15 protein-coding genes are annotated in these 14,172 nt (G+C 68.3%); 4 read left to right on the forward strand and 11 right to left on the reverse strand.

Annotated features, from left to right (window positions below; genetic code table 11):
• Window positions 1-6: 6 nt before the first annotated feature.
• Both GY40_RS25580 and GY40_RS25585 read right to left on the reverse strand, forming a co-directional pair.
• A complete protein-coding gene (locus GY40_RS25580; protein ID WP_038368391.1) occupies window positions 7-486 on the reverse strand; it encodes a MarR family winged helix-turn-helix transcriptional regulator in 480 nt (159 codons plus the stop codon).
• Between the two features lie 165 nt (window positions 487-651).
• A complete protein-coding gene (locus tag GY40_RS25585; RefSeq protein ID WP_038368393.1) occupies window positions 652-1,443 on the reverse strand; it encodes an enoyl-CoA hydratase/isomerase family protein in 792 nt (263 codons plus the stop codon).
• A gap of 174 nt (window positions 1,444-1,617) precedes the next feature.
• Here GY40_RS25585 and GY40_RS25590 point away from each other — a divergent pair, with 174 nt between their 5' ends.
• Window positions 1,618-2,709 (forward strand): NADH:flavin oxidoreductase/NADH oxidase, encoded by a 1,092-nt coding sequence (locus GY40_RS25590; RefSeq protein ID WP_038368396.1) that lies wholly within the window; start codon window positions 1,618-1,620, stop codon window positions 2,707-2,709.
• Between the two features lie 161 nt (window positions 2,710-2,870).
• Complete coding sequence (locus tag GY40_RS25595; RefSeq protein ID WP_038368399.1) at window positions 2,871-4,364, forward strand: carboxypeptidase M32; 1,494 nt, start codon at window positions 2,871-2,873, stop codon at window positions 4,362-4,364.
• A gap of 257 nt (window positions 4,365-4,621) precedes the next feature.
• Here the strand turns inward: GY40_RS25595 and GY40_RS25600 are convergent, their stop codons facing one another.
• Genes GY40_RS25600 through GY40_RS25630 form a run of 7 tightly spaced genes read right to left on the reverse strand, consistent with a single transcriptional unit; the run spans window position 4,622 to window position 11,284 of the window.
• Complete coding sequence (locus GY40_RS25600; protein WP_038368401.1) at window positions 4,622-5,674, reverse strand: extracellular solute-binding protein; 1,053 nt, start codon at window positions 5,672-5,674, stop codon at window positions 4,622-4,624.
• Window positions 5,671-6,876 carry an NAD(P)/FAD-dependent oxidoreductase gene (locus GY40_RS25605; RefSeq protein ID WP_038368404.1) on the reverse strand — a complete coding sequence of 402 codons (1,206 nt, stop codon included), beginning with the start codon at window positions 6,874-6,876 and terminating at the stop codon, window positions 5,671-5,673. The genes GY40_RS25600 and GY40_RS25605 overlap by 4 nt, the downstream gene beginning before the upstream one ends.
• Entirely contained in the window at window positions 6,873-8,282 is a 1,410-nt protein-coding gene (locus GY40_RS25610) for an FAD/NAD(P)-dependent oxidoreductase (protein ID WP_051988518.1), read from the reverse strand. Before GY40_RS25610 ends, GY40_RS25605 begins: the two co-directional genes overlap by 4 nt.
• Entirely contained in the window at window positions 8,279-8,569 is a 291-nt protein-coding gene (locus GY40_RS25615) for a (2Fe-2S)-binding protein (protein WP_038368864.1), read from the reverse strand. Before GY40_RS25615 ends, GY40_RS25610 begins: the two co-directional genes overlap by 4 nt.
• Window positions 8,570-8,574: 5 nt before the next feature.
• Complete coding sequence (locus tag GY40_RS25620; RefSeq protein ID WP_038368406.1) at window positions 8,575-9,369, reverse strand: ABC transporter permease; 795 nt, start codon at window positions 9,367-9,369, stop codon at window positions 8,575-8,577.
• An 11-nt stretch (window positions 9,370-9,380) separates the two neighbouring features.
• Window positions 9,381-10,232, reverse strand: coding sequence for an ABC transporter permease (locus GY40_RS25625; RefSeq protein WP_038368409.1), 852 nt, complete (start codon window positions 10,230-10,232; stop codon window positions 9,381-9,383).
• A complete protein-coding gene (locus tag GY40_RS25630; protein ID WP_038368411.1) occupies window positions 10,229-11,284 on the reverse strand; it encodes an ABC transporter ATP-binding protein in 1,056 nt (351 codons plus the stop codon). Before GY40_RS25630 ends, GY40_RS25625 begins: the two co-directional genes overlap by 4 nt.
• A gap of 169 nt (window positions 11,285-11,453) precedes the next feature.
• Here GY40_RS25630 and GY40_RS25635 point away from each other — a divergent pair, with 169 nt between their 5' ends.
• On the forward strand, window positions 11,454-12,275 hold the full coding sequence (locus GY40_RS25635) for an IclR family transcriptional regulator (RefSeq protein ID WP_038368413.1): 822 nt from the start codon (window positions 11,454-11,456) through the stop codon (window positions 12,273-12,275).
• Between the two features lie 103 nt (window positions 12,276-12,378).
• Window positions 12,379-12,693 (forward strand): Rdx family protein, encoded by a 315-nt coding sequence (locus GY40_RS25640; RefSeq protein WP_038368414.1) that lies wholly within the window; start codon window positions 12,379-12,381, stop codon window positions 12,691-12,693.
• Window positions 12,694-12,765: 72 nt separating this feature from the next.
• Here GY40_RS25640 and GY40_RS25645 read toward each other — a convergent pair whose 3' ends face one another.
• Both GY40_RS25645 and GY40_RS25650 read right to left on the reverse strand, forming a co-directional pair.
• A complete protein-coding gene (locus GY40_RS25645; RefSeq protein ID WP_038368416.1) occupies window positions 12,766-13,383 on the reverse strand; it encodes a thiamine phosphate synthase in 618 nt (205 codons plus the stop codon).
• A 14-nt stretch (window positions 13,384-13,397) separates the two neighbouring features.
• A complete protein-coding gene (locus GY40_RS25650; RefSeq protein WP_038368417.1) occupies window positions 13,398-14,171 on the reverse strand; it encodes a thiazole synthase in 774 nt (257 codons plus the stop codon).
• Window position 14,172 lies beyond the last annotated feature (1 nt).

Consider the following 14,172-nt stretch of genomic DNA (forward strand, 5'->3'; position numbering starts at 1 on the left):
ACCGGCTCAGGCCATGCGACCAGCCGAAAGCGGCTGCTGCGTCTTGTCATCCGCCCGCTGGGGCCGGATCTGCTCACGGATCGCCCCGAGCGTATCGAGCGCCGACAGAATCGCGTCGTCTCCGACCGAGCCGAGCAGCTCATGCGCGATCGTGCCGCGCACCTCGTCGAGATCATCGACCAGTCGCCGGCCTGTCGGGCTGAGATAGAGGAGATAAGCCCTGCGATCGGCCGGATTTTCGCGGCGCTCGATCAAGCCCTGATGCTGCAGGCGGTCGAGCAGGCGCGCCAGCGAGATGGGCTGCAGATCCATCTGCTCGGCCAGCGCGGCCTGGTTCAGTCCTTCCTGGCGGCGCAACCGCGCCAGAACGCCCCATTGCGCCCGTGTCGTTCCGTGCTCCCGCGCACGTTGATCGACATAGGTCCTCATCAGGCGAGAGGTTTCGACAAGCTGAAACATCAGCTCCCGCCGCAGGGGGCGCTTCATGCATAGGCCTCCGTGATTGTAAGCCTGCTCATAGTAAGTCAGATTGCGGCGGTTTTATAGTCACGATTTCGCAACTGCGAGAAATTGCCCGACCATGCCAGGCGTGGCATCGGGCCGAGCCAGAAGGGCGGCCTTCGCCCGGCATGGCATCGCCCTTTGCGGGCCTCATTCGCCCCCGAACCGGGCCGGGCGCTTCTCCAGGAAGGCCGCGACCCCCTCGCGGAAATCGGCGGTGGCGGTCGATTCCGCGAAGGCGCGCTCTTCGGCCGCCAGATGGGCGGCGAGATCATGGCCGGCCGCCTCCGTCAGCAGGTGGCGGACGCGGCCATAGGCCTGCGTCGGCCCTTCTGCGAGGCGGCGGGCGAGAGCGAGCGCCTCCGCTTCCGCCTGTTCGTTGGGGACCACGCGGTTGACGAGGCCCAGCCGCAGCGCCTCGGCGGCGTCAAAAGGCTCGGCCAGCAGCGCGATCTCCTTCGCCTTGCGCAAGCCGACCAGGCGCGGCAGGCGGAAAGAGCCGCCGAGATCCGGCGTCGTGCCGAGGCGGGAATAGGCCATCGCGAAACGGGTGTTCTCGGCCGCGACGGCAAGGTCGCAGCCGAGCGCGAGGCTGAAGCCGCCACCCGCCACCGCCCCATGCAGGCAGGCGACGGAGGGCTGCGGCAGGCGATCGAGCACCAGCAGGGCCTCGTGCAGCGGCTCCATGATCGCAGGAATTGTCACGGCGGGGTCGCCGCCGGCCAGGAATTGCGAAACGTCGCCGCCGGCGCAAAAACCCTTGCCCGCACCCTTCAGCAGGATGGCTCGGCTGTCGCCGCGCGCCGCGATATCCTTCACGCGGGCAAGGAACAGCTCCGCCATCGGCGCATCGAGGGCGTTCAGCACGGCCGGGCGGTTGAGCGTCAGCACGGCGACGCCGCCATCCCGTTCGAGCAGAACAGTTTCCACGTGATCTGACATGCGATGGACTCCGTGACGGCGAGGATCGGCGGCAGGCTATCATCCCGCCGCGCCTTGGCGAGGGGTGGCCCCGCGTCGATGAGGCAGCGCATTTGCGTGAACGGCTCTGGCTTCCCGCGGCGCAGAGCTTCTAGACTACGGGCAACATCCCCTCACCCAGAGCCGACCTTCCCCATGAGCCAGCTTTTCAGCCCCTATCAGCTTGGCAATCTCGCGCTTGCCAACCGGATCGTCATCGCGCCGATGTGCCAATATTCGGCCGAAGACGGCAATGCCAGCGACTGGCACGTGATCCATCTCGGCAACCTCGCCCTCTCGGGCGCCGCCCTGCTCTTCCTCGAGGCGACGGCGGTGGAGCCGGACGGACGGATCAGCCCCTTCGATCTCGGCCTGTGGTCGGACGAGAACGAGGCCGCACTGGCGAAAGTGCTCGATTCGGCGCATCGCTGGTCGGATATGCCGATCGGCGTCCAGCTCGCCCATGCCGGCCGCAAGGCCTCTGTGGATCGTCCCTGGAAGGGCGGCCACCAGCTCGGCCTCAACGAGGGCGGCTGGACGGTGCATGCCCCCTCGGAGGTCGGCTTCGAAAGCTATCCCCGCCCGCCCCGCTCTTTGACGGGAGGCGACATCGCCCGGATCGTCGAGGCTTTCGCCGCCTCGGCGCAGCGCGCCGTGCGGCTCGGCCTCGCGGCGATCGAGCTGCATGCCGCCCATGGCTATCTGATGCACCAGTTCCTCTCGCCGCTCTCCAACCGGCGCGAGGACGAATATGGCGGCTCGCTGGAAAACCGGATGCGCTTTCCGCTCGCGGTCTTCGACGCGGTGCGGGCGGTGGTGCCGGCGGGCTACCCGGTCGGCTTCCGCATTTCCGGCACGGATTGGGTCGACGGCGGCTGGGATGTCGAGCAGAGCATCGCTTTTTCCAAGGCCGCCAAGGCTCGCGGCGCCGATTTCATCCATGTCTCCAGCGGCGGGCTCTCGGCCGCGCAGAAGATCCCGCTCGGCCCGAGCTATCAGGTGCCGCTGGCGCGAGCCGTGAAGGAAGCGACGGGCGTGAGCACCATCGCGGTCGGCCTGATCACCGAGCCCGAGCAGGCGGAGGCCATCGTCGGCACCGGCGAGGCCGACCTCGTCGGGCTGGCGCGCGGCATCCTCTACGATCCGCGCTGGCCCTGGCATGCGGCGGCGGCCCTCGGCGCCAGCGTCAAGGCGCCGAACCAGTATCTGCGCTCGCAGCCACGGCAATATTCCAAGCTGTTCGCCTGAATTCTCCAGATTCGCTCCGTCGTCATCCCGGGCGACCGCAGGGAGACCCGGGATCCAGGCCGGAACGCAACCGACGAGCGCTCAGGCATGGATCCCGGATCTGCGCTTCGCTTCGTCCGGGATGACAGCGCACAAGACACGAAAGCACAGAGCCAAACCCCATGACCGCCTATTCCGACCTCGCCGCCCATTTCGGGCGCATCAGTGCCCTCTCCAACGCCGTCGGCATCCTGCAATGGGATTCCGACGTGATGATGCCGAAGGGCGCCGCCGAGACGCGGGCCGAGAGCATGGCGCTGCTGCAGGTGCTGCGCCATGGCATGGTGACGGATGCAAGGATCGGCGACTGGCTGGCCAAGGCCGAGAGCGACGGCTCGCTCGGCGCCTGGGAAAAGGCCAATCTGCGCGAGATCCGGCGCGTCTGGACGGTCGAGACCGCCCTGCCGGCCGATCTCGTCGAGGCCTCGAGCAAGGCCGTCTCGGCTTGCGAGATGCGCTGGCGGCAGGCGCGGGCCGAGTCCGACTTCGCCGGGCTCCTGCCCTATCTCGCCGAAGTGTTGAACCTCCAGCGTCAGATCGGCCGGGCCAAGGGCGATAAGCTCGGGCTTTCACCCTATGACGCCCTGCTCAACGACTACGAGCCCGGCGGAAGCTCGGCCAAGATCGACGCGCTGTTCGACGACCTCGCCGATTTCCTGCCGGGCTTCACGCAGGAGGTCGTCGCGGTGCAGGCGCGCCGGCCGGCGCAGGAGCCGCTCGCGGGCCCCTTCGCGACAGAGACGCAGCGGGCGCTCGGCCTCAGGCTGATGGCGGCGCTCGGCTATGATTTCGAGCGCGGCCGGCTCGACATCTCGACACATCCGTTCTGCGGCGGGGCCGACAACGACGTCCGCATCACCACGCGCTACGACGAGGCCGATTTCACCAAGGCGCTGATGGGCGTGCTGCACGAGACCGGCCATGCGCTCTACGAGCAGGGCCGGCCGCAAGCGCATCTGAACCAGCCGGTCGGCGCCGCGCGCAGCATGAGCATCCATGAGAGCCAATCGCTGCTGATGGAGATGCAGGCCTGCCGCTCGCGCCAGTTCCTCGCCTTCGCCACGCCGCTGATGCGGGAGAGTTTCGGCGGCGCCGGCCCGGCCTGGGAGAACGAGGCAATGTGGCGCCGCTATACCCGCGTCGAGCCCGGCTTCATCCGCGTCGATGCCGACGAGGTGACCTATCCCGCCCATATCATCCTGCGCTACCGGCTGGAGAAGGCATTGATCGCCGACGCCATGCCGCTCGCCGAGCTGCCCGCCGCCTGGAACGACGGGATGAAATCCCTGCTCGGCGTCACCGTGCCGGACGACCGGCGCGGCTGCCTGCAGGACATCCACTGGCCCTCGGGCGGCTGGGGCTATTTCCCGACCTATTCGCTCGGCGCGATGACGGCAGCCCAGATCTTCGACGCGGCGACGCGGGCCGAGCCCGGCATCCTGCCCGGCATCGGCAAGGGCGATTTCGCACCGCTCGTCGGCTGGCTGCGGGCGAACATCCACGGCAAGGGCTCGCTGCTCCCGACCGACGCCCTGCTGACGGAAGCGACCGGGAGGCCGCTCGACGCCGCGGTGTTCAAGGCGCATCTGCGCCGCCGCTATGTCGAGGAGGTCTGAGAGCTGTACGGGGATGGCCCGCAGCGACCACCGTCATGCTCGGGCTTGACCCGAGCATCTCCTGACAAGCGGGCTCCCGAGCCTCTGCCTGCAAGAGATTCTCGGGTCTACGCTTCGCTTCGCCCGAGAATGACGGCGCGTTTTCTGAGTCTTGTCATCCGCTTATACGCGTCGGCTGAAGCGGCACGCGAATCCCTCGAAACGAAAACGGCCGGTCCTCGCGGACCGGCCGTAATCTCATCGAAAGAGCGGGCGGCTCAGCGCTCGATCATCTTGTTCCAGCGGCTGTTCCATTCCGGGCGCTTGGCGTTGATCGCGTCCCAGTCCAGCGTGACCGCTGTCTTCATGTTGATGTTGAAGACGTCGAGCTTGGCCTGGGCCTCGGGCGTCGGTGCCTTGGCGGTGGTGTTCGAGGGCACGCCGTTGCCAAAGGCCATCGCCTTGGCCTGCGCCTCGGCCGAGAGCAGATAGGCCGCAAGCTTCTGCGACAGCTCCGGCTCGGAATTGTTGGCGATGACGCATTCCGCCACCATCAGCACCACCGAACCCTCCTTCGGTTGGGCGTATTCGACCGGAATGCCCTTGTCCTTCAGCGTGGCAACGCCCGTCGGGGTCAGCGGGAAGATCGCCGCGTCGCCCGTCTGGACCATCTCCGAGATCTTGGCCGAATTCGGGATGAATTCGATGACGTTCTTGCCGATCGTGTCGCGGAATTTGGTGAAGCCGGGCTCGACATTGGCCTCGGTGCCGCCCTGGATGCGGTTGAACATCAGGAAGGCATGCAGGCCGAAGGACGAGGCGGAGGCCGACTGGAAGACGACCTTGTCCTTGAACTTGGGGTCGGCCAGATCCATCCAGGAGGTCGGCGCCGCCCAGCCTTTCTCGTCGAACATCTTCTTGTTGTAGGCGAGCCCGGTCATGCCCATGTCGATGCCGGCCGCCATGTTGTCCTTCATGACCGAGCCGGGCGCGAGCTGGCCGAGCTCCGGGCCGGGCTTCAGCTTCTCGCAGAGGCCGGCGCCGATGGCGCGGACCATGACGCCGTCATCGAGGAACATGACATGCATCTGCGGCTTGTCCTTGGCCGCGGTCGCCTTGGCGAGGATATCGGCCGAGGTGCCGGGCACGACCACGACCTTGACGTTGTTAGCCTTCTCGAAATCCGGGAAGACGCCCTGGGTATAGGTGCGCTCGAAATTGCCGCCGTTCATGCCGATATAGAGCGTCTTGCTCTGGGCGAAGGCGCTGCCGGCGGCGGCCAGCGCGACGGCGACGACAGTTCCGGCCAAAAGATTGCGACGGGTGGTCATGTTGAAGCTCCCCTGCTTTGCGGCTCTGGATGCGGACCCGCACCCGAGCCGTGGCTGGTGCGGTCGTGGTTCTCCGGCGGCACGGGCGGCCGGCTGAAGCGGGTGATGGAAAAGGCGTCGATCGGCGTAGGCGTTCGGCCGTCGCGGACGAGTTCGGCCAAAACCTCGCCGACGCCGGGCGCGATCTGGAAGCCGGCCCCGGTAAAACCGAAGGCATGGAGCAGGCCGGGCGTCGTGCCGCTGAAGCCGATCACGGGGTTGCGGTCCGGCATCGCCGCCTCCGTCCCCGACCAGAAGCGGATCGCCTGGGCGTGGCGCAGCGCCGGGAAGATTTCGGCGGTGCGATTCATGATCGCGAGCGCACCCGCGCCGCGCGGCCGCGAGAAATCGGGATCGTCGAGCGGCAGGCCGCGCTCGCCGCCGACCACGACATTGCCGCGTTCGACCTGACGGGCGTAGATGCCGCCACCCTCCATGCCGATATTCACGGTCATGACCGGGGCCAGCGGCTCGGTGACGATCATCGAAGGATAGATGCGCGAAAGCGGCACCGGCTCGCCGAAATCCGTGGCGAAACGGTCGGCCCAGGCGCCAGCGCTGTTGATGACGACGCGCGCGCTCAGGCCGATGCCCTCGCCCGCCTCCAGCGCGAAACCCTTGCCATTGCGGGTGAGGCCGGTGACCGGCGTGTTCTCCAGCACATGCGCCCCGGCACGACGCGCGGCGCTGGCGAATGCCGCCGAGACGAGGCGGGGATTGGCGTGGCCGTCGCCGGCGCAGAGCGAGGCGCCCAAAATGCTGCCGTCGATCCAGGGAAAGCGCTCGCGCAGGCCGTTATGGCCGACGAGCTCGAGATCGAGCCCCTGATCGGCGACCGCTTCGGCATAGGCTTCCAGCGCCGCCATCTCGGCTTCACTGCGGGCGAGCTTGAGATGGCCGGAGCGCAGGAACTCGCCGTCGATGCCGATCAGTTCCTTGAGGCGCGGCCAGATGGCATGGGCGCGCTGCGACAGCGGCAACTGCTCGCGCGGCCGCCCTTGCCGGCGGACGCCGCCATAGTTCACGCCGCTCGCCTGCGCGCCGCAAAAGCCCTTGTCGAGCAGGGCGACGCTGAAGCCCATGCCGCGCAGCGCCAGCGCCGCCGAGGAGCCGACCAGCCCGCCGCCGATGATCGCGACGTCGATGTCGAGATGCCGGCTCACTCTGCTGCCTCCGGCAGGTTTGCCGCGGCCTCCGGCAGATCGGCCGCCAGTTGGAGGGCGAGCGGGATCGGCTTCACCGGGGCCTGCGCCCGCAGACGGCCGACGGCATCGAGCGGCTTGGCCGTCGCGGCGGCCAGCACTTCGGCCGAGGCGGCGGAGCACATCCGGCCCTGGCAGCGGCCCATGCCGACGCGGCTCACCGCCTTCAGCCGGTTGATCTCGGAGATATCGAGACGGTTCACGGCCTCGCGGATGCTGCCGGCCGTGATCTCCTCGCAGCGGCAGAGCGTGGTCGCATCGTCGATCGTCTCTGCCCAATGGGCCGGGAAAGGAAAGGCGGTTTCGAGCGCGTCGCGCAGCTTGCCGATGCGGGCCAGCTCCGCTTCGAGCGTGACGGCACGGGCCTTGTCGATGGCGAGATCACGATCCTCCAGCAAGGCCAGTGCGGCGCGCTCGCCCGCGCGCTCGGCCGCATCGGCGCCGGCAATGCCGGCACCATCGCCGGCGAGATAGACACCCGCCACCGAGGCCCGGCCGGCGGCGTCGCGCACGGGAAGCCAGGCGCGATCACGCTGATTGAAGCGGAAGGCGCAGCCGGCGAGATCGGCGAGCTGCGTCTCGGAGCGCAAGGCGAGCCCGTAGCCGACGCCGTCGCAGGCGAGGCGCCGCTCGCGCCCACCCTCCCGCCAGATGACGCCGGAAACCCTGCCCTCGCCCTCGAAGCGCAGGCCCTCGATGCCGGAGCGGATGACGACGCCGCGCAGGCGCAGTTCGGCGACGAAGCGCGCCCCGCGCAGCACGATGCCGGGATCGAGCGGCAGGGCCTTGATGAGATTGAGCTTGGCGGAGGCCGGGGCAGCATCGAGCACGGCGGCGACTTCGACGCCCGCCTTCATGTACTGCCAGGCGACGAGATAGAGCAGCGGGCCGGAGCCGGCGAAGACGACGCGGCTGCCGATGGCGCAGCCCTGCGCCTTGAGTGCGACCTGCGAGCCACCGAGAGTAAAGACGCCGGGGAGCGTCCAGCCGGGAACAGGCAGGACGCGGTCCGTCGCGCCGGTGGCGAGCACCAGCCCGTCATAGGCGACGCGACGGGAGGTGCCGCCGACAGCGATGTCGGCCACGCCGTCACGCAAATTCCAGAGCAGCGCTTGCGGCCAGTAGTCGATGCGGCCTTCGAGCGCAGCGAAGGCGGCGTGGAGCCGTTCGGCCTTGCCGGCTTCGGAACCGTAGAGATCCTTGGTCGAGCGACCGTCCTGGACGAGGCGCTGGCGGTAGATCTGGCCGCCGCAGGCCGGCGCCTCGTCGACGACCAACGGGCACAGGCCCGCCGCGACGAGCGCCTCGGCGGCGCGGATGCCGGCGGGACCGGCACCGACGATCAGCGGCTGCGGGCGTTCGCTCATGCCACCCTCGCCGTCCCGGTGACGATGTTCATGCCGGGCTGAAGCGGTGTCGTGCAGGCGCGCAGGCGCTCGCCGGTCTCGGTCGCGACCCAGCAATCCTGGCAAGCGCCCATCTGGCAGAAGCCGGCGCGCGGCTCGCCGGTGAATTCGGTGCGGCGCAGGCTCTCGGTACGGTTCAGGATCGCGCTCAGCAGCGTGTCGCCCGCCCGGCCCTCGCAAGGCGCGCCGTCGAGCGTGAAGGCGATGACGGGATGATCCTTGCGGGCGATGCGATGCAGCAGCGGCATGATCGTCACTTCTGGCCGACGAGGATCTTGTCGAGGCCGAAGGCGCGGTCGAGCACCAGCATGGCGCCGGCGGTCAACGCGATCATCAGGGCCGACACCGCCGCCATCATCGGGTCGATCGATTCGGTCGCGTACATGTACATGCGGACCGGCAGCGTCACCGTCTGCGGCGAGGTGACGAAGATCGACATGGTCAGTTCGTCGAAGCTGTTGATGAAGGCGAGCAGCCAGCCGCCGGTGATTCCGGGCAGGATCATTGGCGCGGTGATCCGGCGGAACACGGTCCAGTGCGAGGCGCCGAGCGTCTCGGCCGCCTGCTCGGCGCTGCGGTCCATGCCGGTGAAGGCGGCCATGACGAGGCGCATCACATAGGGCGTGACGATGATGACATGGCTGGCCACCAGCCAGGCGAAGGAGCCGGTCGCGCCGATCAGCGCGAAAAGGCGCAGAAGCGCGACGCCGAGCACCAGATGCGGGATGATCAGCGGGGAAAGGAAGAGCCCGTTCAGCCAGTCGCGGCCGGGGAACCGGTAGCGGTCGATGGCGAGCGCGGCCGGCACGGCGAGCGCGACGGAAATCGTCGCGGCCAGCGTCGCCAGCCACAGGCTGTTGTAGAAGGAGGGCACGAAATCGGGATGCTGGAAGATCGCGGCGAACCAACGCAGCGAGAACGAGGTCGTCGGGATCGAGAGCGTGTTCTCGGGCGTGAAGGCGACGAGGCAGACCACGACGAGCGGCGCCAGCACGAAGGCGACGACGAGGCTATGGAAGAGGAGCGCGATGGGGCCGTTCTTGTGCATGGCGCGCGACCTCAGCCCAGAGCCCGGCGGGCGCGCGTCTCGACGAGACGGTTGTAGCCCAGCATGATGGCGAGGTTGGCGACCAGCACGATGATCGCGATCGCGGCGCCGAGCGGCCAGTTCAGCTCCGACATGTATTCGTCGTAGACGACCGTCGCCGCCATCTTGAGGCGCCGGCCGCCGAGCAGGCCGGGAATGGCGAAGGCGCTGGCCGAGAGGCCGAAGACGATCAGGCTGCCCGAGAGCATGCCGAGCGAGACCTGCGGCAGCACGATCCGGCGCAAAGCCGTGAAGCGCGAGGCGCCCAGCGTCAGGGCCGCCGCCTCGACCGCGGGATCGAGCTTCTGCAGCGCCGTCCAGACCGGGATGACCATGAAGGGCAGCATGACGTGGACGAGCGCGATCACGATCGCCGTCTCGGTGTAGAGCAATCTCACGCTGTCGAAGCCGAGCGCGCGCAGGCTCTGGTTCACCAGCCCGGTCGAGCCCAGCAGCATGCTCCAGCCGAAGGCGCGCACCACGACAGAGACCAACAGCGGTCCGATGATCACCAGCAGGAAGATCGAGCGCCAGGGATCGCCCATGCGCGAGAGCACATAAGCCTCCGGCGCGCCGATCACGGCGCAGATCAGTGTCGTGAGGAAGGCGAGCCTGAGCGTGCGCCAGAAGATCGCGAGGTAGTAGTCGTCGGTGACGACCCGGACATAATGCTCGACGGTGAAGCTGTCCTGGATGCCGGTGGTGTGATCGTAGACGTGGAAGGACAGGATCACCGTCAGGATGAGCGGCAGGATCACCAGCCCGAGGAACAGCAGCGTCGCCGGCGAGACCAGAAGCCAGGGCGTCAGCGCGCGGGACTTCATGCCGCCGCTCCCGCCGCGGCCGCCACGATCGATGCGCTTTCGGGCGGCCAGCCGAGCGAGACGAGCGCGCCCTCCGCCACCGGCTCTGCGCCCTGATTGGGCAGGGAGACGACGACGTTTCCGACCGGCGTCTCGACATTGAACAGCCAGTAGCTGCCGAGGAAGAAGCGGCTCGTGACCGTGCCATCGAACAGCCCCTGCCCGGCCGCGCCGAGCAGGATCTTCTCCGGCCGGACCGCGACGCCGATGGAGGCCCCGTCCGGCAGGCTCGCCGCCTCGGATGGAAGGCCAAGCCCCGCGGCCTCGGCCCGTCCGCCGCGCCAGACCGCCTCGATGCGGTTCATCTTGCCGACGAAGGAGGAGATGAAGGCCGTCGCCGGGCGCTCATAGAGGCGATAGGGCGCATCGATCTGGGTCATGCGGCCCTGCTCCATCACGACGACACGGTCGCTGATCGAGAGCGCCTCGGCCTGGTCATGCGTGACCATGATGGTGGTGGTGCCGACGCTGCGCTGGATGCGGCGCAATTCGAACTGCATCTCCTCGCGCAGCTTGGCGTCGAGGTTCGAGAGCGGCTCGTCGAGCAGCAGCACGGGCGGCTGGATGACGAGGGCGCGGGCAATGGCGACGCGCTGGCGCTGGCCGCCCGAAAGCTGGCGCGGATAGCGCTCGGCAAAAGAGGCGAGATGGACGAGGCCGAGCATCTCGCTGACGCGCCGGTCGCGCTCAGGCCTCGCGACCTTGCGCATCTCGAGGCCGAAGGCGACGTTCTCGGCCACCGTCATATGCGGAAAGAGCGCATAGCTCTGAAAGACGATGCCGAGGCCGCGGCGGCTCGGCTTCTCGCGGGTGATGTCGCGTCCGTCGAGGGTGATCGTGCCCTTGGTCGGCTCGACGAGGCCGGCGATCATCTGCAGCGTCGTGGTCTTGCCGCAGCCGGAAGGGCCGAGCAGCGAGACGAATTCGCCCTGGGCGACGCTGAGGTCGACATCGCGGACGGCGGTGAAGTCGCCGAAGACCTTGCTCAACGATTGCAGCGTCAGAAAGCCCATCGGCACCTCGATCGGTGGGCTTTCCCTTAGCCGGAAAGCCGGACTGCGATGCCGCTACGAAAGCGAGGCCGACACAATTTCGTCAATCTTGAATTCCGCATTAGAGAATTTTTATTGACTAAATTCCGTTATATGGAATTTTGATCCCGACCTAGGCATCTGGATTTCGATTGTGGAAGCCTCGCCCGAACCGCTTTCGTCGCTGCGCCGCGCGCTCGGCTTGCTGCGCGTCCTCGCCGATGGCGAGAGCGGCGGCATGCGGCTGAAGGACATCGCGGATGCCGCCCGCTGCGGGCAGCCGACGGCCCATCGGGCGCTGCGCGACCTGATGGCGGAGGGCTTCGTCGAGCAGGCCAGCGGCGGCAAGCGCTACCGGCTGGCACTCGACTTCTTCGTGCTGGCGGCCCGCGCCGGGCAGGCCGGCGGCTTGCGCGAACTTGCCCGCCCGACCCTGCTCAGGCTCTCGGCCACGCTCGGTGACACGATCTTCCTGCTGGTCCGCAACGGCTATGACGCGGTCTGCCTCGACCGGATCGAGGGCCCCTTCCCGATCCGCTCCTTCACCGGCGACATCGGCGGCAAGGTCCCGCTCGGCATCGGCCAGGGCAGCCTCGCCATGCTGGCGCATCTGCCGGACGCCGAGCGCGAAGCGGTGATCCGCTTCAACATGCCCCGCCTGCTCGACCGCGGCTTCATCGACGAGCCGGCGCTGCGCTGCGCGATCGAGGCGGCCAGGGCGCAAGGCTGGGTCAATCTCAACACCGGCCTCATCCCCGGCATGGCCGGCGTCGCCGTGCCGGTCTTCGACGCGCAGCGGCGCGTCGTCGCGGCGCTGAGCGTCGGCACACTGGCCGAGCGGCTGCGCGAGGACCGGCTGCCCAGCGTCGTCGCCATCCTGCGGGGCGAGGCCGACGAGCTCGGCGCCAAGCTCAACCCCTTCGACGTGACCCTGCGCTATCCCTCGCGCAGCCTGAGCACGGTCGCGGGCTGATCGGCTCCGGCTCCGAGCGCAGCCGCCATGCCGCTTTCGGGCTTGCATCGCGGCAGCGGAAGCGGGATGTCGGGGGCGACATTCCCCGCCACGGTGCTCCGCCATGACCGAAACCAAGCCCGCTCCCCGCATCGCCATCACCTATTGCTCGATGTGCAACTGGATGCTGCGCTCGGCCTGGCTCGGCCAGGAGCTGCTCTCGACCTTCGGGCAGGATCTCGGCGAGGTCGCGCTGATCCCGCGCACCGGCGGCATCTTCCAGATCACCTATGATGGCGAGCTGATCTGGGACCGCAAGACCGATGGCGGCTTCCCCGATTCCAAGGTGCTGAAGCAGCGCGTCCGCGACCGGCTCGACCCCGAGCGCAGCCTCGGCCATGTCGACGGGCATGCGATGTCGGCGGACGCCGAGAGCTGAGGCTCTCCTTTCACCAGCGACATCGCTGGTTGTCATCCCGGGCGAAGCTGCGCTGATCCGGGATGACGGCGTTCAGGAAGCGGGAGAAAGGCGCCCGCGCGTCGCCGCGACCCACGCCTTCAGCCGCGCCTCGGGATCGGCATTGAGCGTGATGTCCGTCACCGCCGCGACGATGTCGGCGCCAGCCTCGAAGACGCCCGGGGCCCGCTCCAGCGAGATGCCGCCAATGCCGACCAATGGCAGGGCGCCGATGCGGCGCTTCCATTCGCCAAGACGCTCCAGCCCCTGCGGGCCGAAACGCATCTGCTTCAGGATCGTCGGATAGACCGGCCCGAGCGCGACATAGTCCGGCTGCATATCCAGCGCACGCTCGAGTTCCGCCTCGTCATGGCTGCTGACGCCGAGCTTCAGGCCGGCTTTCCGGATCGCGCCGAGATCGGCGGTGTCGAGGTCTTCCTGTCCAAGATGCAGCCAGTCGCAACCTTCCCCGATCGCGAGCTTCCAGTAATCGTTGACGACGAGCACGCAGCCGGCCTCGGCGCAGAGCCGCTTCGCGCGAGCGATCTCGCGGGCGACCTCCGGCTCCGGCCGGTCCTTCACGCGCAGCTGCACCAGCTTCATGCCGAGCGGCAGCATCCGCGCGATCCAGTCGGCGCTGTCGAAGATCGGGTAGAATGGATCGAGCTTCATGCGGAATACGTCTTTCAGGCCAGGAAGGCTTTGCCCATGACGGGCGTGGAGGGAGCGGCCATGTCGCGCGCCTCGATCGGTTGCGCGCCGAAGGCGAGCCGGCCGGCACGGATGGCCAGCGCGAAGGCTTCCGCCATCGCGGCGGGATCGCCGGCCTTGGCGACGGCGGTGTTGAGCAGGATGCCGTCATAGCCCATCTCGATCGCCTGAGCGGCGTGGGACGGCAGGCCGATGCCGGCATCGACGACGAGCGGGATGTCCGGGAAATGCTGGCGCATGGTGCGCAAGCCATAGGGGTTGTTGAGGCCCCGGCCGGAGCCGATCGGCGCGCCCCAGGGCATCAGCACCTCGCAGCCGGCATCGAGCAGGCGTCCGCCGACGACGATGTCCTCGGTCGTGTAGGGAAAGACCTTGAAGCCGTCATCGGAAAGGATGCGGGCCGCCTCGACCAGGGCGATCACGTCCGGCTGGAGCGTATCGTCCTCGCCGATGACCTCGAGCTTGATCCAGTCCGTACCGAAGACCTCGCGCGCCATCTGGGCCGTCGTCACGGCCTCCTTCACCGAGTGGCAGCCGGCGGTGTTGGGCAGCACCTTGACGCCGAGTTCGCGGATCAGCGTCCAGAACGCCTGCCCTGCCCCGCCGCCGGCCGATTCCCGGCGCAGCGAGACGGTGACCACCTCGGCGCCCGAACGCCTGACCGCCTCGGCCAGGATGGCGGGCGACGGATATTGCGCCGTCCCGAGGAAGAGCGGATTTTGCGGCTCGAAGCCGTAGAAGGACGCCATC

Origin of the sequence: Allobosea sp. UNC402CLCol, from assembly GCF_000745475.1 — a bacterium.
GTDB lineage: Bacteria > Pseudomonadota > Alphaproteobacteria > Rhizobiales > Beijerinckiaceae > Allobosea > Allobosea spartocytisi.